This window comes from Pseudomonas alvandae (assembly GCF_019141525.1).
Taxonomy (GTDB): Bacteria; Pseudomonadota; Gammaproteobacteria; order Pseudomonadales; family Pseudomonadaceae; genus Aquipseudomonas; species Aquipseudomonas alvandae.
Window position 1 is genome coordinate 3,974,027 of record NZ_CP077080.1, and the last position, 21,089, is coordinate 3,995,115.

Genomic DNA, 21,089 nt, shown 5'->3' on the forward strand with positions numbered 1-21,089 from the left:
TTACTGCTTCGTCATCTCCGGCAAAGGCGTCGGCGGCGCCGGCGTATTGTGGATGGCCGCATCGATCATCGCCGCTACGGAAGCCTGGCTATACAAAGGATTGGCAGCGCCGCCCACCGGCATCGTGGCGAGCCAGGCATCCAGGTCTTTTGCATCAATGCGTACCAGCGGCACCTCAACGAACTTCGGTACCGATTTACCCGCCAGAATCTGCTGGGCCACCCAGAAACCCACCTGGGAAACGCTTGGCGAGGCGGAAACGGAGACGGTCTCGTAGCCATTGGCATCGCGCTCCTGTTTCCACAGGGCAAGTTCGTCCTGGCGGTTGCCCATCACGATGATCGGCAAAGGGCGCCCCGCCGCCTTGAACGCCATGGCCGCGCCATAACCGTCGCCGCCCTGGGTCGCGACCGCATCGATGCTGGGCAGCGCCGGCAGCGCCAGCGCCACCTCCTTGCGGGCGACGGACGCCGTCCAGTTCCCATAAACGGTCTTGGCAAACTTCAGGCCCGGATAGTCGCTGGCGGCCTTGCGAATGCCGTCGCTGATGTTTTTATCGGTGGCATCACCGGCAATCCCACGGATCTCCAGCAACGTTCCATTCCCCTTGAGGCGCTTGGCGATGTAATCGATTTCCACCCGGCCCATGGCCGCCCAGTTGTAGTCCACGGTATAGACACAGCCCTCGGTGACCAGGCTGGCCATGACGACCACCACGATGCCAGCGTTGCATGCATCACGGATCACCCCATCAAGAGCGGTGTCGGACGCGGCCAGGATCACAATGGCGTTGACGCCTTTGACGATCATGTCCTGGATATGGGCGGCTTGTTCCGACGCCGAGTTGTTGGCGCTGACCACCGGAGCTTCCCGGATCAAGCCCTCCTTCTGCGCCTGGACCGCAATTTCCTCCCAGTTGCGCACCATTACCTTGCGAAAATCGCTGCCCACGTAGGAGTTGCTGAAGGCGATGGTATAGCTTGCGGTGGGGCCACTGGCGATGCCGCTTTGGGCCGCTTGGGCTGGATGGGTGGCGAACATCGCCAGTCCGGTCATGCAGGCGGCGAGGCGCCAGAGGATCCTGTGAATCGGTCTAGTGGTCATACTGCTCTCCATCGTCCTTGGGATTGACCTGCACTCATTCCTGCACTTGCCGACAGTCTGTCGATGATGTCATCGAGGTACTGCCGGACAACACGTTCCCAGCGGGCCGGGCCGCTCGTTCGGCCATTTGGATAAAAGAACCGGATATGAAATCAGACACGTACAGACTCCTTTCCTTGGCGGACGGCAATTGAAACCAATACATAGCCTGCAGTGGAGATGAGCATAGTCTCAACGAGCCCGCTTCGCGCGCGGCCATGGGGGATTTCGACCGACTGAGCGAAGCCACGCCCCGCGAGAATTTCAAAGCCGCCTGATCTGCCAATCGCTGGCGGATCCGCACCGGGCGGTTTGAGAGATCGAGGTCAGGACATGGCTATTGCAGGCTGGAACTTGCTCCCAGCCTCTTCATACCTGGAGCTACCCGTCACCTTCACGATCGAAGCGCGTCGGCAATTTCTTCAACAGCAGAACCGACATCATGACCGGCGCGAATCAACTCCGCGAACCGCAGCATCACTGCAGATCCAACGTCGTGGGCCAACGCATTGGTCATCAATTCCCGTATCGGTTCGTCAAGCGCTGCTTCGACAGTTGCTGAGCATGCCTGCCCTGTGAGCCAAGCAATAAGGGAAGAGACCATAGGGCCCGGGGTATTTTCATCGCCTCCCAAAATCTCGCTCAACACCATTCCCAATGTGCCCGCCGGATGCAGCTCCGGACGCCTCCATGCCTTGAGTTCAATCGACTCTCGCTGCACCTTCTCCAAGTTCCGCCGAATCTTCCCGGGAATGGTCGCCGCCGCTTTCGGACGGTTGTAGTACTCGCGATTGGCTAGACTTGCGGCGTCTCTGACAACCTTCCAAACCACGGACCAAAGTTGTGAAACACTGTAGGTTTCCAATGCTGAGCGGATGATACTTTTAACTTCCTCCAGCTCCTGTTCCGACAAGTCATGGTTATAGAGTTCGCACTGGGTGCTTAGATAGTGCATGACATCAGCGACTGAGTAATCAAGCCAAAGATTGAAAAGCCCTTCAGCGTCTGTATACACCCTGTCCTGCAAGCTCCGAATGACCTCGTCCGCGCTTCTTGATGCGGCATCCGGTGCCAAACGATAAATCACTTGGTCCCTCAACATCCAAATTTTATCGCCCACCCAATAGTAAGTGCCAGGCCTGGCTCTGGTGGGGTCGTCAAGGACCAGCCCCGCCTCACGCAATTGCTGTACGAAGTTACCGACGTACCGCGGCGCAAGCCCTCGGCAATCACCTAGTGTGAAGCCGCCATTGGTCAATCTCGGTGTAACAGCCCGATCTAACGCCAGCAGAAGTAGCACCTGACCATCGGGCACCTCTGAATAATCCACAGTTCTCGTTGACTGCAGGTGAGCATATTCGGCCAACTGCCGTTCAAGTTCTGCGGCTTTCGCTTTTTCAACCTCCAGTGCAATCGCGTCTTGATCGTTCTGACACAACGTACAAAGTTTAGTGGATCGCTGAGGAACCTTTTTGGCCTCGGAGCGATTTCTGATTTCGACCAGTTCTGCGCAGTTAGGACAGACCTGGTTGTCATCGAACGCGTTGCAACGTTGCCGTATGAAACTTGCAAGGGTAACGCCCTGAGCCATTTTGATAATGCCCTCGAGGGCACTCACTTTTTCCAGGTATTGTCCTGCCTCATCAGCCGCCCAGTAACGCTCAATCAACTCTATTTCTTTGGGATCCTCGGTCAACATTTGCAGCTTGATCGCCATGTAAAAAGTCCTGTTTGACTTGTGGTTGCTTTGTATCCAGTAACTGCTGATTTATTTGCGCTCATCGCTGAACGCTGTTGCGGCGACAACCTCAACCTTGTTTACGTTTTTTCCTGATTGACGCTCCTCCAACAACGTCCTCGGCAACCCAAACCCTTCAAAGCTGCGCTGGGTAATCGGGTTGTTAGCCTTCTCCGCCCCAATCCGATAACGCATCAACCCATCAGCGACGGCAAAGGTCAGGTCCACGCTGGTGTCGGTACGGCCATTGAGGTGCCCGCGGCTAAGCAGCCGGAACAACGACCACGGCCCGCGATAGCTCATGCTGGCGGTGTTGCCGGTGCTGTGCACCAGGGTCAGTTGGCTGCCGTTGGTGTTGCCCAGGCTGTTGGGCCACACCAGCCCGGTGCGTTGTGGTGCGCCGTGCTGGTAGGGGATCAGTTGGCCGTCGACGCTGAGCATGCTGCTCAGGCGGGTCGCGCTCAGGGCTAGAGGTTCGATGGTGAGCTGTACGGCCAGATGGCCGCGATGGTTGAAGAAGGTGTCACGAATGCGCTCCGCCTTCTTGAGCTGTTCCAGTACGTCGCTGCGCACCAGGTAGCCACCGAGGCTGTCGGAGTACAGGGCATCGAGGTTGTCCTTGAGGAACACGTTCAGGTACTGATCATGGAATTGCTGCAGGCGCCCTTGTGGGCCGAAGAAAGCTTCAAAGTCCTCCAGCGAGGCGTCCTCGCCGCTGGCCTTGAACGGGTAGCGGCCCGCCAGGCGGTCACGGTAAAAGCTGTAAATCTCACTGTCCCAACGTTTTTCCAACTCGCGCAAGGCGGCAATCACCAGTACCTGGGAGGTCTGGTCGGCAAGTTTCTTGACGTGCTGGTTCAGCGGTTCGGGCAGGCCCACAGCGACGCGTTGTAGATTGGCGATGGGGTCAGCACCGTCCAGGGAGAATCGGTTGAGTACGGTTTTGAGCGCCGCCTTGCCGGGATCGGGGTTGTCGTGCACGGCTTTGGCGTAGTCGTAGACCGCGCTAACCGAGCGCAGGGTTTCTTCGTAATAGGACGGCTGCTCGCCTCGCGCAGCGATCAATTCCGCCAGGCTGGAGAACGCGCGCCGGATGCCAGCGGCCTGCTGTTGGCCGTCCGATACCTTGTCCAGCGCCAACGGCGCTTGTCCTTCGGCCAAGGGCGCCGACGGGTAGATCACGCTGTTGTTACGCAAGGTTTCCAGCAAACGCCGCAACGGCGCGGCCGGGCCGGTGACCTGTTCCAACACCGCCACGCCGTGGCTGAGATCGTCAAAGTCAGTCACCTCGAACTGATTCAGCGCCCGCCGCCAGCTGTCCACGTAGTCGGCGCTGTACAGCGCACGGATACGTTGGGTCAGCACTTTGCGGTCTTCGTCGGAGTAGTCCAGGCGTTGCCGTTCACCGAGCACCCACTGGTCGATCATGGCCAGTTCGATGATGCCCTCGGTGCCGGGCTCGAAGTAATCCTTGAAGCCTCTGGCGGTGAGCAGCGGCGGCAACTGCAAGCCGCTGCCCTCTTGATCGGTGTTCAGCGGGCGGTAGACGATATCGAACGACGGCCCCACTTCGTTGCGCAGGTCCAGTGGGCGATGCAGGCGTTCCAGGGCATCCTGTTTCAGGCTCATGTAGACCCGTTCAGCCATGGGCAACTGGCGCAATTGCTGCTGCACCTGGGCAACGCGTTCACGGTAGTGCGGCAGGTCGGCGTCGGCGTATTTCAGCGCGTAGCCCAGGTGCCCCATCAAGTCGGCCTGCAACTGGCCCTGGCCAGGATAGGCGCGCTGCCATTGCTTGGCGACCCATTCTTCGACGATGGCTGGGTGGCGATTTTGGCGTTCTTCGAGCATGCGGTACACGCGCAGGGCCGCCAGTTGCTGACTGCTGCCGGCAGACGCGGTGTTGATTGCATCCAATACACCGCTGGCAATCGCCGGGAGGAAGCGTTTGGACAATAGGTTCAAATAGGCCTCATCCACGGTGGGGCCAATCGCCCTCCCCTGATACAGCCCCATATCCGACAGCAACGGCCAGGCTTGACGATAGTCGCCGTAGACCAGCACCGCATCACGGATCTGGTCCAGGGGCAGCAACAGATTGCGCCCGGTAGGGTCGACCTTGGCGTCGATATCCCGCCCGCTGAACTCCTGGCTCTTGGCCAAGACGTTGGCCGCCTTGTCTCGGTTGATATTGAAGTAAAACTGCCAGGTGCCGATGACAACCAAGCAGCCCAAGGAGGCGACGCTGAACCCGGCGATCAAAAGCCGCCGTTTGCTGCGGGCCACCTTGATGTTATCGCCCGCCAAGCCTGCTTCGGGGTAGATCACTCGTTGGAACAGTTGCTGGGCAAAGAAGATGGCCGTGCCACCGGCTGGCTTGACTTCGGATGGCGGTGGCGGCAGTTGATAGGCTTGCCCTGCTTCTTTGACGAAGGCATTGCTCAGGGTGCCCTGCTGAAGCACCGAGGAGAAATACAGTCCGCGCACCAATGCCGGGGTGGTGAAACGATCGCTGCCGAGCATTTCGCTGAGAAAGCCGAACAGTGCCGGGCGCAAGCCCGCCATTTGATATCCCAGCGCCTGTAACCGATCGCGCTCTGTCAGCGTGCGTGACTCCACGGCGCTGTCGAAAATCTGCTCACTCAGGCAGGCGACAAAGGTTTGGTATTGGCGTGTCAGTTCCGCCAACCAAGCATCAAAATCATCCACCGCGTCCAGGCTGAAGGTGAAGCCCAACAGGTCTTCGCGCCCACTGCGCGACAAGCGGGCGAAGAACTCTTCAAAACCCTCCAACAGGTCGAACTTGCTCAGTGTCACGTACACCGGCAAACGCGTGCCCAACTGCCGCGTCAGCTCAAACAGCCGAGTGCGCAGCAGGTTGGCGTGAGCCTTGCGTTGTTCGGGACGCTGCGCCAACAAGACCTGCACATCGATCACCAGCACCACTCCGTTCAACGCTCGACGGCTGCGGTTGCGCGTCAGCCAGTCGAGCAGGTGCGACCAAAGGCGCGCATGGGTGCCGGGGGGCAGTACCGGTTTGACCTTGCCCTGTTGCTCGACGTTTTCACCCGGTGAGTCCAGATGGCTGAGGAACTCACCCGGCGGATCGATCAACACCGCCTCGTCACCGATCCACCAATCCACCGGATAGGCCAGTTGCTCTTCTTGACGAGCCCTCATTCCGGCCTTGGTCACATGGGATAAAGCAAAGCTCTGGTTGGAACGAGTGATCAGGCTGGTCTTGCCAGCATTTTCCTCGCCCAGCACCAGGTACCACGGCAGTTGATAGAGCGAACGGCGGCGCTCCATATTGTTCAGCAGGCTGCCCAGGCTGCGGTCCAGCGCACGCTCCTGCGCCTCGATATAAGGCAGGCTGGGATCGGCTTGCACCGCTGCCTCATGTTGGCGCTCCACCTGCAGACGCAGATAACGATTACGCACCCGCCACGCCCAGATCAGCAGCGGCATCACCAGCACCACGACACTGGCCGAGACGCGCACCGACAATTCACTCAGCGGTTGATGCTCGCGCCAGGTCCATTGCGGGCCTAGCCACCAGATGGCAATCAACAAGAACACTACGCCCAGCAAAACCAGCACAGGCAATGCCTGGTTGAACTGACGCAGTATCGGCAGTACCCAGCGTTTGAGGTAACCCCAGACCATACCCATAAATCGCTCCTACTCCTTAATCGCTTTAATCAAATGACTGTCGTCCATGGGTTGCGCCACCTTCTGGTACAGCTCCGGTTCCCATCCTTGCGCCGTGGTCTCGCGCATCAGCCGCGCAACGTTGGCGTACAGGTCGTCCGCCAGCCACGACAAGCCACGCGATGCCAGCAAGTCGGCGGCGATCACCGTGGCGTAGCTGCGCTGGCGCGGGACGTCTTGGGCAGCGTGCAGTTCCTGCAGGCGCAGCAGCACCCGCTCAACGCCTTCAATGTTGAGTTGGGCGGCCAGTTCGTCGCGCAGGCCTGTGTACTCCTGCACCGGGCTTCCAGTGGTTTGCGCCTGATCGGTGCCGGTGATCCAGGCCTGGGTTTGCGGATCCACGAACGGCGTACCGTCGCTGAAACACAACTCCAGCAGCGCCGGCAAACGGCAGACAAAACGCTCACAGGTCTGGCGAATGGCGGCGGCCACCGCCTCCATTGCCAGGCGCGAGGCGACCTGGGCGGCCAGGTAACTGCCACGCAGCCAGTACGGCGAGGCGCAGACGCTTTTTTCGAGGCGCAGCAACAGGTTCGGGTCCAGGACGTTATGGTTCAGCGCGTCCTGATAGCCGTCGACGATGTCCTTGGGCACGGCGGTCAATTCGGTGCGACGGTCGCGGGTGATGGGCGGTGCGGTGCGCAGATGGGACCACAGGCCGAAGCGGCGCAATTGATAGCCGGTGGGGTCGTAGGGGTCCTGCTGGTTGATCAGCTCGGCCATGTTCAACACCGCGCGGCGCTGCTCACGTTCATTGCTCGGCACTTGCGGTTTGGGGCTGTTGAAAAATGCTGAATCCAGAACGTTGCCGGAGGTGGCCGCCCGGACGGGCTCAGTCGCAATGACCGGCTCGCTGTATTTCTCCAGCTGGCGTTGCAATGCGTCCAATGGGGCCGGGGCGAGCTTGGCGCTTTCGGCACAGCGGTGCAGACTGGCCAGGGCCAGTTCCGCCGCGGCTTGGTAGGCCGGTTCAAAACTGTTGCGCTGCAGGGTCGGCAACACCTGCCCAAGGTCGCTCAGCAGGCGCTGCACTTGCTTGCGCTTGTTCAGATAGCCGGTGGGCCCAGGCTTGGGGTGGGCACTGTCCCAATACAGTTCGACCATGCCGGCCAACAAACCCAGGGCATCGGCCCAGCGCGCCCATTGCCGGGTGCGCAGCCACACCACCTGCAGATGGGCGACGATGCGCCAGTGCTTGCACTGGGTCGCCAGATATTGACGGGACGCTTCGTCGATATAGGGCCAGTCGATATCCCCTTCGCGCAGGCCGCCGAGCTTGATCATTTCCTGGTCGATGGCCTGGTAGGTTTCGTCCTCCATATCGAAATGCCCAGCGGGTTGCTCGGCGTCGATGGGGGTCAGCAGCAACTTGACGGTGTCCGCCGGCACGTCGATCACCAGCGACATACTTGGCGCTCCTGCTCGATCAGTTCACCCAGCCCTTCGGCATCGAAGACCAGGCCGTGCAGCCGCGGATAGTCGCTCTCCAGTCGCAGGCGCTGGCCGCCGCCCATGTTGCGCAACAGGGAAATTGCCTGCAGCCCGCGCCCGGCGTCGACCACCAGGCCCGCGTCGTCCAGGACCTGCCACTGATAGGCCGCGGAGACCGGGCGCTCGTCCTTGAACAGCTGGATGCGAATCTTGTTGGGCTTGGCCGGTTCATCCAGCACCAGTTGCAGGCGCGAGATTTTCGATTCGCAACTGATGGCCAAATAGGGCCGAGGCGGCAACGCTCCCAGGGCCGGGGCGGAAATCACCAGGCGGGGTTGTTGGTCGTTGTCCGGCTCCGGGAATGACGACAATAAAAAACGCTGGTCCTCGGAGGGACGCTTGGCTTCATTGCGTTGGACCAGATCGACAATCGGAAGTACCCGGCCCAAAGCACGTGGCGGCACAGATGGTTGATGAATGGGCGTCCCGGCGGCCAGGTCAAAACATTCCAGCCGCTTCAAGGGGGAGACGATGGATGGGCAATCCTGTGTCGCCGCTTGCACACCCGTTACAGCCACTACCATCAGCCAAAGCCCGCATTTCCACTCTCGCCATCCGTCGCGCATCAACACCTCCTGAAATGCCTCATCGAGGTCCAAATCAGACAGTTTTCTTAAGTTTTCGAACTAACGCTTTTTAGCAGGCGAGTTCAACGATTAATCCTAAGAGCATCTCCTGAGTTCAACGGGGAGGCAAGTAAAACACGAACAACTCGTCACAGAATCCGAACAAAAAGAATCGCCTGTCAGACGTTTCTATAACCACCGTAGGAATAATGCAGTTATGCACAACCCCTATGCCAGCTTCCTACGAAACGCGTCCATATCGTCCTACATGACAAATATTACAATAGCCGGCTCTAATGCACCGCTCTTACGAAAAGGATATTTCACATGTCGAAAACCCAGGGTTCTGTCGCGCCCAAAGAACGCGTCAACATCAAGTACGTCCCGGCCACAGGCGATCAGCAGGCTGAAGTTGAGCTACCTCTGAAGTTATTGATCACCGGGGACTTCAAAGGCCACGGCGAACTAACCGCCCTCGAAGACAGGCAATCAATCCGAATAGACAAAGACACCTTCAATGAAGTACTGAGTAAAGCCGAAGTTGCTCTGGACATGGCCGTCCCATCCGCTCTGAACAACAACCATGACACCGACTTGAATGTGCAAATTCAATTCAAAAACATCAACGACTTCAGCCCCGACGCAGTCGCCCGCCAAGTGCCGGAATTGAACAAGTTGCTGGAACTACGCGAAGCCCTGATTGCACTCAAAGGCCCCATGGGCAATGTCCCGGCCTTTCGCAAACACCTGCAGAGTCTGCTGACCGATGAAACCGCCCGCCAACGCCTGGCCAGCGAGCTGAATCTGGTACTCGACGCGCCCAATAACTGATTTGAACGCCCTTCTCAACGGAGTATTCCCCATGCCCATGGAAAGCGCCGCCGCCCAAGTATTGGTGGCTGACGAATCGCCGTCGTTGCTCGACCAACTGCTGGCCAACACCACCATCCGCCCTTCCCAGGAAGGTTATGCCGTGGCCCGTCAGGGCGTGGCCGCCTTCATCAGCGAGATCCTGCAAAGCGGTGATCACCAGCAACCGGTCAACAAGCACCGGGTCGACCAGATGATCGCTGAAATCGACCGTGCCTTGAGCAAGCAGATGGACGTAATCCTGCACCAGCCGCAGTTCCAGCAACTGGAATCGGCCTGGCGTGGGTTGAAGCTGCTGGTGGATCGCACGGATTTTCGCGAGAACATCAAGCTGGAAATGCTGCATGTCACCAAGGAAGAGCTGCTGGACGACTTCGACAACGCCGGTGACATCACCCGCAGCGGCCTGTACAAGCACGCCTACACCTCAGGTTACGGCCAGTTCGGTGGCGAGCCGATCGCGGCGATGATCGGCAACTACACCTTCGGCCCATCGTCCCCGGACATGAAGCTGTTGAGCTACGTCGCCTCCGTGGGCGCCATGGCCCATGCACCGTTCGTGATGGCTGCCGGCCCTGAGTTCTTCAACCTCAAGAGCTATCAGGACCTGCCATCGGTCAAGGAAGTCAGCGATATCTTTGAAGGCCCCGGCCACACCAAATGGCGCAGCCTGCGCGAGATGGAAGACTCCAAATACATCGCCGCGACGCTGCCGCGCTTCTTGCTGCGCTCGCCTTACGATGGGCTGGAGAACCCGATTCGCAGCTTCTGCTACAACGAAACCGTCGACGGCAACCACGACAATTACCTGTGGGGCAACACCGCGTTCCTGATGGCCTCGCGCATCACCGACAGCTTCGCTCGCTACCGCTGGTGCCCGAACATCATCGGCCCGCAGTCCGGCGGCGCGGTGGACGACTTGCCGGTGCACCTCTATGAATCCCTCGGCCAGTTGCAGGCCAAGATCCCCACCGAAGTGCTGATTTCCGACCGCAAGGAATTCGAGCTGGCCGAAGCCGGTTTCATTCCCCTGACCATGCGCAAAGACAGCGATAACGCGGCGTTCTTCTCCGCCAACTCGGTGCAAAAACCGAAGAACTTCCCCAAGACCCGCGAAGGCCAGGAAGCGCAGACCAACTACAAGCTCGGCACCCAGTTACCGTACCTGTTTATCGTCAATCGCCTGGCCCACTACATCAAGGTGCTGCAGCGCGAACAGATTGGCAGTTGGAAGGAACGCCAGGATCTGGAGCGCGAACTCAACACCTGGCTCAAGCAGTACATCGCCGATCAGGAAAATCCCTCCTCCGACGTGCGCAGCCGGCGCCCCTTGCGCGCCGCGCAAATTGTCGTGCAGGACGTGGCCGGCGATCCGGGCTGGTACCAGGTGTCGCTGGCCGTGCGGCCGCACTTCAAGTACATGGGCGCCAACTTCGAAATCTCCCTGGTCGGCCGCCTGGACACTCAATAAGTGGGCGGCAGCCTGTTCGAACGCCTGGAACCCGACGCACCGCGCTACCGCCCCGGCAGCGCGGATGAACAGGCGCGCCAGCGTATCGAGGCGATCAAACACCATCTGGAACAAGTGCTCAACTCACGCCAGGGCTGCTCGCAAAGCAGCCCTGAGCTGGGCCTGCGTGACTTCAATGGCGTCACCCAGGCCAGCAGTGACTTGGTGGTGGCCATCAGCGCCGATATCCGGCGTTCGGTAGAAGCATTTGAACCGCGCATCAGGGTCACGGGCGTGCGCTTTCAGCCCGACCCGGACCTGCCGCTGGAGCTGAACTTTCGGCTCGATTGCCAGGTACGGATCCACCAAAAGGAAGAACTGGTGCAGATCGAGGTGGCCCTGCATGGCCACGACGGCTACACCCGAGTGAGATGAGAATGCGATGGACTTGAAACAACGCTTTGCCGAGGAGTTGCGCTACCTGCGCGAACTCGGCCGCGAGTTTGCCGAGGACAACCCGCAACTGGCGCAATTTCTCGGCGATCAGGCCGGCGACCCGGACGTGGAGCGGCTGCTGGAAGGCTTTGCCTTCCTCACCGCCAAGCTGGGCATGAAAATCGACGATGATTTGCCAGAACTGACCCATCCGCTGTTGCAGATGCTCTGGCCCAACTACCTGCGACCCTTGCCCAGCGCGACCATCATTCGCTTTACACCGTTGCCCGACGCGATCAGCCAGCGCCAGGTGATTCCCAAAGGCACGCCGTTGTTTGCCAAACCGGTAGATGGCATCTCCTGCCAGTTCCGCACCTGCACCGACGTCAACCTGTACCCACTGGCCTTGCAGGACGTCAGTGACGCCCACAGCCGCGAGGCCTCGGTGATGCGCATCGACCTCAAGGTGTTGACCGAGCAGCCGTTGACCAGCATAGCCTGTGACCAGCTGGACTTTCACCTGGGCGGCGATAGCGCCACCGCGCTGACCCTGTACCTGTGGCTTGCCCATTATCTGGACCGCGTCACGCTGCACATCGATGACCAAAGTTATCGCCTGTCAGCCAAGAATATCGGCTTCCCCGGTTTCACCCCTGAGGAGGCCCTGCTGCCCTACCCGCGCAATGTGTTCGATGGCTACCGCATCCTGCAGGAGTACTTTGTGTTCCCGCAGCGGTACCACTTTTTCAGTCTGAACCGCCTGGCTCACGTTTGGCCGGATGTCAGCGCCACCACCCTGCGTTTCGAGTTTCAGTTCAGCCGGCCCATGCCGCCTGATATCCGCCTGCGTACCAGCGACTTGCACCTGTACTGCGCGCCTGCGGTCAACCTGTTCCGCCACGATGCCAACCCGATCGCGCTGGACGGGCGCAGCCTGGAGCGGCGGATAAGGCCCAGCGGCAACAGGCCCGAAGCCTACGAGATTTTCAGTGTCGACAAGGTGGCCGGTTGGGATGCCGCCGACAAGGAGCGCCAGGGCGATCCGTTGCGGTGCTTTACGCCGTTCGAGTCCTTCCAGCATGAGATCGAGCACGCGCGAGGCCGCACGGCACTGTACTTCCGCACGCATATCGAGGAGTCCCATAGCCGCGAGGGCTTGCGTCATCGCATTGCTTTCGTGCGGGGCGATGAAAGCCTGTACATCGGAGAGCATGAAGCGGCGTCCATCGAGTTGACCTGTAGCAACCGTGATCTGCCGCAGTTGCTGGGTGTTGGGGATGTGTCGCTGTCCACCGAAGTGACGCCGTCGTTTGCCACCTACACCAACCTGATCGCACCGACTCGCAGCTACCGGCCCGTGCTGGACAGCAGCCTGCACTGGACGCTGATTTCCAACCTGTCGCTGAACTACCTGTCGCTGCTGTCGGCCGAGCCGCTCAAGGCGGTGATCCGCGCCTATGACTTTGCTGCCTTACACGACTTGCAACAGTCCCGCGCCACGCGCAAACGCCTCAACGGTATCCAGAATGCCGTAACCACGCCCATCGATTGGCTGATGAATGGCCAGCCGGTGCGCGGCTTGCAGACCCGCTTGCAACTGGACCAGAACGCTTTTCTCTGCGAGGGCGAGCTGTACCTGTTTGCCAGCGTGCTTTCGCACTTCTTCGCCCTGTACGCGAGCATCAATTCCTTCCATCGCCTGGAAGTGATCAATACCACCAACAACGAGCGTTATGAATGGCCACTGTTGACCGGCAGACAACCCGTGATCTAGCCGATGTGCTGCTGGCCGACGCGCGGAACTATTCGTTTCACCGTCTGCTGGAGCATTTGCACGCTTTGCATGGCGATGACCTGGAGGCGCAGCCCTTGAGTGCGGCGGCGCGCCGTCGTGTGCGCCTGCAAAGCCATGCGGGGTTAGGCTTTCCGGCCTCCGATGTGGTCGAGGCGGCGCGCCTTGAGGAGGATCGCGACGAGGTGCGCTATCGCTTGCAGACGAGCTTCTTTGGCGTGCACGGCACCGACTCGCCACTGCCCGGCTATTACCTGGACCGCCTGGCCTACGAACAATCACAGGAGCGCGGGATCCGCCCGGCGTTCATGGATTTTTTCAACCATCGCTTGCTGACCCTGCTGCACACCAGCTGGCGCAAGTACCGCTACTACATTCGCTTCCAGGCCGAGGCCAGCGACCGCTTTTCGCGCTACGTATTCTCCATGGTCGGGCTGAACGACAACGACCTTCGCGGTGCCACGCCGCTGCCCTGGGGCCGCCTGCTGAGCTTTGCCGGGTTGATTGCCAGCCGTAGCCGGTCACCCTCGGTGGTATCTGGCATCGTCGAGCATTGCTTCGACCTGAACGGCGTGTACATCCGTGAGTTCGAGGTGCGCTCGGTAAATTTTCCGCAGCGTCAGCGCCTGGTGTTGGGCAAGGCCAACGGCACCCTGGGCAACGACTTTGTGGTGGGCGACCGCAGCAAGACCCGCGCCAGCAAATTCACCTTGGTGATTCCCAACCTGACCCAGACGCGCTTTCGGCAGTTTCTGCCCAGCGGTGAGCAGTTCGGACGATTGCGCCAGTTGATGGATTTTCTACTGCGCGACGTCACTGCCTACGACCTGGAACTGGGCCTGCGCGAAGAGGACGTACCGCCCTTCAACCTGCAACGCTCCGGCGGCACCCACCTGGGCTGGACCAGCTTTATTGAACATCAAGAACAACGTCATCCCGCCGTGGTGCGGATTCGGGGGCGCGCATGAAGTTGACGCTGGTCATCAATAATCCTGCGCAGTTGTTGCACGGGTATTTGCCCCTTCACCGGTTTGGCCCACAAGGCGGCAGCATCGGCAGTGCCGCGGCGGACTGGCGCCTGGAGGATCGCCACAACAGCGTGCAACCCAATCACTGTGAAATCAGAGTCGTCGAGGGGCGCTTTTGTGTGGTCGACCGCAGTGGCCATACCTACGCCAATGATCATGATTTGCCGTTGGGTCGCAATATGGCGGTGAGCCTCAACGACGGTGATCGGTTGCAGATTGGTGCGTATCAGATCGCGGTGCAGCTGGGTGAGCACGCCCCAGGGCAGCGCTCGCTGAATGAACTGCTCGGCGGCCACCCTCAGGGCATGCACGTGTGGCACCAGGAAGACCTGCCAAGTAGGCCACCGGCGGACAGGCGACCTGCCACTTGTCCGGAATTCGAGCGCCTTTGCCGGCCCGAGGATCCAGCCGAGCAAGGCGACCCGCTGCGAGCAATGCATCAAGCGCCGCCACCCGAACCGCTGGCTGACCGTTGCGCGCCTGCACCCAAGCGCACCGCCAGCCTGTTCAGCACCCTGCGCCTGGGTAGCTTGTTGCTGGCCTGCCTGGCCCTGGGTGGTTGCACCATGCTCGGCAAGATCGGCCAGGTGATCTGGACGCCGTCGGTCCCAGTCGGCGGCCCCGACGACCAGCCCAGCCGCTACTCCCTGAGCCTGTACGCCAGCGACAACGTCAACCCACGCCTGATCAGCACCGGCACGGCGCCGGATGAAGACGCGAGCCGTTCGCCCTACACCCTCAACGTGCAAGCCGCCAGCCCGCAAGCCCTGGCGGACAAGGTGCAAACCCTGCTCAGTCACCTTTACGAAAGCGTGCCGGCCCAATCGCCACTGAGCGATGAACCGGCGCCCGTAGTGCCGATGTCGCCGTTGGAAGACTCGCTGCTGGGTGACTACGACGCTCAGGGTGTACGCCTGACCACCCCGTGGGGCAACCCGGCACTGGCGCATGTCGCCACGCCGATCGCCTTCAAGGTGTTGCAACTGGCCGACGACTCGCTGCTGGTCAACGCCAGCCCCCAGGCCCTGACCGAAGACCTGAAAAAGACCTTGGGCAGCACCTATATCCGCGCCGACGACTACCTGCTCCAGCCCGGACAATTCAAGTTCATCGACCTGCGCGCCCTGGATGAAGACACCCGCTTTATCGCGGTGATTGCCAACTACCACAACAGCGAGGTCGGCCAGTGGAAACAGCGTCTGCGCGTCGAGCCGAAAGGCCGGCAATACGCGGTGCTGGTGCAGCTGGACGCCGCGCAGGTCAGCCTCAAGGGAGAAACCCGATGACGCTTTTTTCAGCCGCTTTTGCCCCGAGTAATTTCCGATGAGTTCACGTAACCCCGTCATCTGGCATGAAGGTTTGTTCGTCAAGCCCCAGCACTTCCAGCAACAGGCCCGTGCCGCCGAAGCCGCCGTGCACCAGCGTTTGCACAGCCTCAACGACACCCTCTACGGCTTCAGCGAACTGGCGTTGAACGACGAATACCTGGGCTTCGGCAAAATCGCCATTACCCGGGCACGCGGGATCATGCCCGATGGCAGCGTCTTCGACATTCCCCACGACCTGGCACCGCCCTCCCCGCTGGAAATCGCCGATAGCAGCGCCGTCAGCCAAATCGTCTACCTGACCCTGCCGCTGCGCTCCAACGGCGCCCTCGAAGTGCGCTGGCCCGACCAGTACGGCAACAGCCGCTACATTGTCCGCCGGGAAGAAATCCGCGACACCCACAGCGATGACGGCGATCAGGTCGGCATGGACCTTGCCGTGCCCAACCTGCAATTGATGCTCGAACACAGCGACCGCAGTGCCTTCACCGGCATCGCCCTGGGCAAGATCAAGGACAAACGCCCGGACGGCAGCCTGGTGATGGACGAGCATTTCTACCCCACCAGCCTGTCCCTGCAAGCCGTGCCGGCGCTGCACCGCTACTTGGGCGAAGTGGCCGGGCTGATGCGCGAGCGGGCCAAGAACCTGGCGCAACGCATCGGTTCACCGGGGCAGTCGGGCGTGGCCGATGTCACCGATTTCAATCTGCTGCAAACCCTCAACCGCTTGTGCCCGCTGTTCCAGCACCTGGCTCGCCAGCGCCAAGTCCACCCGGAACGGCTGTACATCGCCCTGGCCCAGGCCTGCGGCGAACTGGTGACCTTTACCGATGAGGACCACCTGCCCCAGGAATACCCGGCCTACCAGCACGACAACCTGCGCGAATCGTTCCAGATGCTGGAACACACCTTGCGTCGTGCCCTCGGTACCGTGCTGCAACCGCGTGCGGTGTCGTTGCCGATTGTCGAGCAGCGGTACGGCGTGCGCATCGCCGCGTTGAACGACAAGCGCCTGCTGGACAACGCCGAGTTCATCCTCGCCGTGCGCGCCGAACTGCCCGCCGAGACCCTGCGCCAGCAACTGCCCAAGCAGATCAAGATCACCTCCACCGAAGGGCTGGAGCAACTGGTCAGCCTGCAACTGCCGGGCATTCCACTGCGGCCGCTGCCGGTGGCGCCGCGGCACCTGCCGTTCCATGCCGGTTTCAGCTATTTCGAACTCGACCGGCATCACCCTGCCTGGCTAAGCCTGAGCAGTGGTAGCGGGTTCGGTTTCCATATTGCCGGTGAGTTCCCGGCGCTGGAGTTGCAGTTCTGGGCGATCAGGAGTGAAAAAGATGACTAAGGCCACACCAGATTCATGGCATCACGAGGAAGTCTCCGGCGCCATCAACGTTGACGGTGAAACGATCACTGTCAGCAACCAAACACTCTTGGCCGACCCAGAGTTCGACATGCGTGGTCTGGCCTGGAACCCACTGTGCGATGCCGCCACGCCGCTGATCGGACTGGTCATCCGTCTGCGCCGCCTGGACCAGCACGACGACGTGCCCGCGCTGTACAAAAGCGTCAGCAACCAGATCACCACGATCATGGAAGAAGTCAGTCAGCTCGACTACGACGCCGGCATGCTCAAGGCCTACTCCTACAGCCTGTGCCTGCTGGTGGACGAGGTGGTCATGCGCACCACCTGGGGCAGGCTCTCCAGCTGGAGCGCACGCTCGTTGCTCAGCCAATTCCACGGCGAAACCCAAGGCGGCGAAAGATTCTTCACCGTGATGAACAACATGATCCTCGAAGCGCCCCGGTACCAGCATGTGCTGGAGTTCATGTACCAGTGCCTGATCTCCGGACTGAAGGGCAAATACGGCGCCCATATCAAGGGCGATGACGAAATACAGAAGATCATCACCCAACTGCACGGCCTGCTGCGCCCCTTGCGCGGCGAAACACCCAAGCGCCTGAGCGACCCGCTGGAAAACGTCGCCCCGCGCAACTACCGGATCAAACGCGCCTGGCCGTTGTGGACACCCTGGGCCATGGCCGCCGTCGTGCTGACGGTCGCCTACACGATCTACTCGGTCCGCCTGAACACCATCACCCAGCAGGTGCTGGAATCCCTGGAGCGGGTGCTGCACCTGTAACCGATTTTCAGCGCGCTTATCCCGAGCGCCTGCAAAGCCATGGCCGTGTCGGCCATAACCTGCGGCCCCCAGGGGCCGTTCACTTGATCACGACAAGGAGCTTGTCATGCCAACACCTGCGTACATCAGCATCCACGGCAAAACCCAAGGCCACATCACCAAGGGCGCGTTCACCGCCGACTCGGTGGGCAACGTTTATGTCGAAGGCCACGAAGACGAAATCCTCGCCCAGGAAATCGACCATGCAATCGGTACCCCCACCGACCCACAGAGTGGCCAACCATCCGGGCAACGGGTGCACAAGCCACTGACATTCACCAGCGCCTTGAACAAAGCCTCACCGATGCTCTATCAGGCCCTGGCCACCGGCGAAATGCTGCCAACCGTTGAAGTGAAGTGGTTCCGCACCTCGGGCGACGGCAAGCAGGAGCACTTCTTCACCACCAAGCTGGAAGACGCCACCGTCGTCGACATTCACACCGTCCTGCCCCACGCGCAGAACAGTGACAACGAAAACTACACCCAACTGATCAAGACCAGCTTGGCGTATCGCAAGGTCAGCTGGACCCACGTGGTGGCCGGCACCGAAGCCTCGGATGACTGGCGTAAGCCGGCTTAAGCGCCAACCGGCATGTTCCGCCGCTCAGGCGGCGGAATATTCACTGACTCGATAATTTACAGGAGGTTCTATGCCCGCCGTCGTTCTGGTCGGACACGACCATGATTGCCCGTTGTGTGGCCCCACCACCGTCGACAGCGGTACGCGCAACGTGACCGTAAACGGCCACGCCGTCGCCCGTGTCGGCGACACCCTTGGATGCGGCGCCGTCATCACCAGCGGCTCGCCCTCGATGACCGTCAATGGACAGCCAGTAGCCCGTGTCGGCGATACCACCGATCACGATGGAAAATTGGAAAACGGTGATAGCAGCTGGTTGATCGACTGACATTCACACTCTCGACAAGGAGGCCCCATGCCCCGCCAAAGCGACCTGCGTTTCACCTTCGAGCCCTTGAAAGGCGATCCCTTCGAGGTGGTCTCGTTCACCCTCGAAGAAGGCCTGTCCCAGCCGTTCAAGCTCACCCTGGAACTGGCCAGCCACAATGCCGCCATCGACTTCAATCGGGTGCTCGATCTGGCGGGGCTGTTCACCCTTTGGCGCGGTGAAATCCCGGTGCGCTACGTCCACGGTTTGGTCAGCCTGTTCCAACAGGGCGACACCGGCTTTCGCCGCACCCGCTACACCGCCGTGGTCGAACCGACATTGGCGCGTTTTGGGCTGCGTTCCAACTGGCGCATTTTCCAGGGCCAGACCGTGCCCGGCATCATCACCAGCATGCTGGCCGAGCAAAAGCTGACCGACATCCGCACTGAAATCTGCTTCGACCATCAACCTCGCGAATACTGCGTACAGGCCGGCGAAACCGACCTCGATTTCATCGCCCGCCTCGCCGCCGAAGAAGGCCTGCTCTACACCTTCGAACACCGCGCCGACGGCCACACCCTGGTCCTCACCGACCGCGTTGGCGGCCTCGGCACCATCGGCACCCACACCGACTGCCCGGTGATCTACCAACCCATGAGTGGCGGCGACGCCCTGGAACCGGCACTGACCCGCTTCCACTACACCGAACAGGTGCGCACCGCCGTGCAGGTACAGCGCGACTACACCTTCACCCACCCGCACTACAACCAGCAGCACACCGTCACCGGCAACCAGGACCTGAACAACCAGCACAAGGACTACGAACGCTACGACTATCCTGGCCGCTACAAGCGCGACATCGCCGGCAAGCCGTTCACCAAGACGCGTCTCGCCGCCCTGCGCAACGACGCCAAGCTGGCCCACGTGGAAGGTGATGACGCGCGCCTGCAACCGGGGTTGGCCTTCGACCTCAACGAGCATCCGCGTGAGGACTTCAATGACCGTTGGCGCACCATCGCCATCCAGCACGAAGGCAAACAGCACACCAGCTTGCAGGAAGAATCGTTTGGGAGCGGCCTCGGTACGTCTTACTCGTTGAAGGCCAGCGCCATTCGCTGGACCTCGGATTGGAAGGCACCGCTACGCGACAAACCCTGCATCGACGGCCCGCAGATTGCCACGGTGGTTGGGCCACCGGGGGAAGAGATTTATTGCGATGAATGGGGCCGGGTGAAAGTGCAGTTCCCCTGGGATCGCTCGGACAAAAACAACGACCACAGCTCCTGCTGGATCCGCGTCACCCAGGGCTGGGCCGGGGCGACCTGGGGCTCCATGGCGATCCCGCGTGTGGGTCAGGAGCTGGTGATCAGCTATCTGGACGGGGATCCCGACCAGCCGATCGCCACTGGGACCGCGTACCGCGAGACCAATCTGCCGCCCTACCCGCTGCCCAAACACAAGACGCGGATGACCATCAAGAGCCGGACCCATAAGGGTGAAGGCTTCAATGAGCTGCGCTTTGAGGATGAGATGGGGCAGGAGGAAGTGTTTGTCCATGCCCAGAAAGACCAGAACACGGTGGTCAAGAACAACCAGAGCCAATCAATCGGCGCTGACAGAAACAGCCAGGTGGGTCAGGACGAAACCATCACCGTGGGCCGCACCCGCATGCGGGTGGTGAAGGCCAATGACACGCTGAAAGTAGGCGGCAGCAAAAGTGACTCGGTCGCCAACGAATACACCGTCGAAGTGGGCAACGCTTTACGCCTGAAATGCGGCAAGACGGTGATCGAGCTGCAGGCCAACGGCACGCTGAACATCACCTGCGAGAACTTCAATATCACCGGATTGCAGTCCGGCCAGATCAACACCCCCGACGGCATGCTCGATCTCAATGTGGAAGGCGGCACTGCTGCCGTTGCGGCTGACGGGCGAGCTGCCAGCGCGCTCCAAGACGAAGCCAACAGTCATTTTCAGCAGGACTGAGACCTTTGATGACTGACCTGTATTTTCCCCAATAAGGAACCCGAATGGCCAGATACCTGACTCAGGATCTCAACGTCGATCTCGGCGATGAAATGCCCGATGACACCACATTGAACATGCTCCAGTTTCGCCAGCGGCAAACCACATTGGTCATCGCCCGTAGCGCGCTACCAGAACACCAGACCCTGGATGACGCCTACACATTTCAACTGGACTTGCTGCGCAAACGGCTCACCGCGTTGACCTGCACCGATCCCGTGATCGTTTTTATTGGGAAAGACAAGCAAGTCGAAGGTCGTGAAGCAGCACTCCAGTTCACGCACGTAAATCAGCCTACGTATCAGCGCCAGTTGGCCTGCCAACTGCCTGGGCAACAACGCCTGCTGGTCCTGAACTACAGCAAACACAGCGCGCTTACCGAGGCAGATATCAGCCATTGGCGCGTGATCAAAGACAGCCTGCTCTTTTCCTGATCAGGCCACTC

The 21,089-nt window shown here is 60.5% G+C and carries 17 protein-coding genes; 12 read left to right on the top strand and 5 right to left on the bottom strand.

Annotated elements, in window-relative coordinates; translation table 11 throughout:
* From KSS97_RS17510 to vasI, 5 genes are all read right to left on the bottom strand, one after another.
* Positions 1 to 1,104, bottom strand: coding sequence for an ABC transporter substrate-binding protein (locus tag KSS97_RS17510; RefSeq protein ID WP_217859764.1), 1,104 nt, complete (start codon positions 1,102 to 1,104; stop codon positions 1 to 3).
* A gap of 433 nt (positions 1,105 to 1,537) precedes the next feature.
* Complete coding sequence (locus tag KSS97_RS17515) at positions 1,538 to 2,860, bottom strand: hypothetical protein (protein ID WP_217859765.1); 1,323 nt, start codon at positions 2,858 to 2,860, stop codon at positions 1,538 to 1,540.
* Between the two features lie 51 nt (positions 2,861 to 2,911).
* Entirely contained in the window at positions 2,912 to 6,553 is a 3,642-nt protein-coding gene (tssM, locus tag KSS97_RS17520) for a type VI secretion system membrane subunit TssM (protein ID WP_217859766.1), read from the bottom strand.
* A 9-nt stretch (positions 6,554 to 6,562) separates the two neighbouring features.
* Positions 6,563 to 7,999, bottom strand: coding sequence for a type VI secretion system protein TssA (gene tssA, locus KSS97_RS17525; protein WP_217859767.1), 1,437 nt, complete (start codon positions 7,997 to 7,999; stop codon positions 6,563 to 6,565).
* Entirely contained in the window at positions 7,987 to 8,649 is a 663-nt protein-coding gene (gene vasI / locus KSS97_RS17530; RefSeq protein ID WP_225936054.1) for a type VI secretion system-associated protein VasI, read from the bottom strand. The genes tssA and vasI overlap by 13 nt, the downstream gene beginning before the upstream one ends.
* A gap of 327 nt (positions 8,650 to 8,976) precedes the next feature.
* On the opposite strand from vasI, the gene tssB reads away from it, so the two are divergent.
* The 12 genes from tssB to KSS97_RS17590 all read left to right on the top strand — a co-directional run bounded on the left by tssB (position 8,977) and on the right by KSS97_RS17590 (position 21,078).
* Complete coding sequence (gene tssB, locus KSS97_RS17535; protein WP_217859768.1) at positions 8,977 to 9,480, top strand: type VI secretion system contractile sheath small subunit; 504 nt, start codon at positions 8,977 to 8,979, stop codon at positions 9,478 to 9,480.
* Between the two features lie 37 nt (positions 9,481 to 9,517).
* Positions 9,518 to 10,990: a type VI secretion system contractile sheath large subunit gene (tssC, locus tag KSS97_RS17540; RefSeq protein WP_217862051.1), complete on the top strand. Its 1,473-nt coding sequence runs from the start codon at positions 9,518 to 9,520 to the stop codon at positions 10,988 to 10,990.
* Positions 10,991 to 11,404: a type VI secretion system baseplate subunit TssE gene (gene tssE, locus KSS97_RS17545; RefSeq protein WP_217859769.1), complete on the top strand. Its 414-nt coding sequence runs from the start codon at positions 10,991 to 10,993 to the stop codon at positions 11,402 to 11,404.
* Between the two features lie 7 nt (positions 11,405 to 11,411).
* Positions 11,412 to 13,178, top strand: a complete 1,767-nt coding sequence (gene tssF / locus KSS97_RS17550; RefSeq protein ID WP_217859770.1) for a type VI secretion system baseplate subunit TssF — start codon at positions 11,412 to 11,414, stop codon at positions 13,176 to 13,178.
* Entirely contained in the window at positions 13,142 to 14,164 is a 1,023-nt protein-coding gene (gene tssG, locus KSS97_RS17555; protein WP_217859771.1) for a type VI secretion system baseplate subunit TssG, read from the top strand. The genes tssF and tssG overlap by 37 nt, the downstream gene beginning before the upstream one ends.
* Positions 14,161 to 15,510, top strand: a complete 1,350-nt coding sequence (tssJ, locus tag KSS97_RS17560; protein WP_217859772.1) for a type VI secretion system lipoprotein TssJ — start codon at positions 14,161 to 14,163, stop codon at positions 15,508 to 15,510. Before tssG ends, tssJ begins: the two co-directional genes overlap by 4 nt.
* Positions 15,511 to 15,547: 37 nt before the next feature.
* Entirely contained in the window at positions 15,548 to 16,894 is a 1,347-nt protein-coding gene (tssK, locus tag KSS97_RS17565; protein WP_217859773.1) for a type VI secretion system baseplate subunit TssK, read from the top strand.
* Positions 16,887 to 17,693, top strand: coding sequence for a type IVB secretion system protein IcmH/DotU (gene icmH / locus KSS97_RS17570; protein WP_217859774.1), 807 nt, complete (start codon positions 16,887 to 16,889; stop codon positions 17,691 to 17,693). Before tssK ends, icmH begins: the two co-directional genes overlap by 8 nt.
* A gap of 106 nt (positions 17,694 to 17,799) precedes the next feature.
* Entirely contained in the window at positions 17,800 to 18,312 is a 513-nt protein-coding gene (locus KSS97_RS17575; protein ID WP_217859775.1) for an Hcp family type VI secretion system effector, read from the top strand.
* Between the two features lie 70 nt (positions 18,313 to 18,382).
* A complete protein-coding gene (locus KSS97_RS17580) occupies positions 18,383 to 18,640 on the top strand; it encodes a PAAR domain-containing protein (protein WP_217859776.1) in 258 nt (85 codons plus the stop codon).
* 27 nt (positions 18,641 to 18,667) lie between these two features.
* The gene (locus KSS97_RS17585; RefSeq protein WP_217859777.1) at positions 18,668 to 20,605 is read left to right on the top strand and encodes a type VI secretion system Vgr family protein; all 1,938 of its coding nucleotides are present in this window, start codon (positions 18,668 to 18,670) and stop codon (positions 20,603 to 20,605) included.
* 44 nt (positions 20,606 to 20,649) lie between these two features.
* Positions 20,650 to 21,078: a DcrB-related protein gene (locus KSS97_RS17590; RefSeq protein WP_217859778.1), complete on the top strand. Its 429-nt coding sequence runs from the start codon at positions 20,650 to 20,652 to the stop codon at positions 21,076 to 21,078.
* Positions 21,079 to 21,089: the final 11 nt, after the last annotated feature.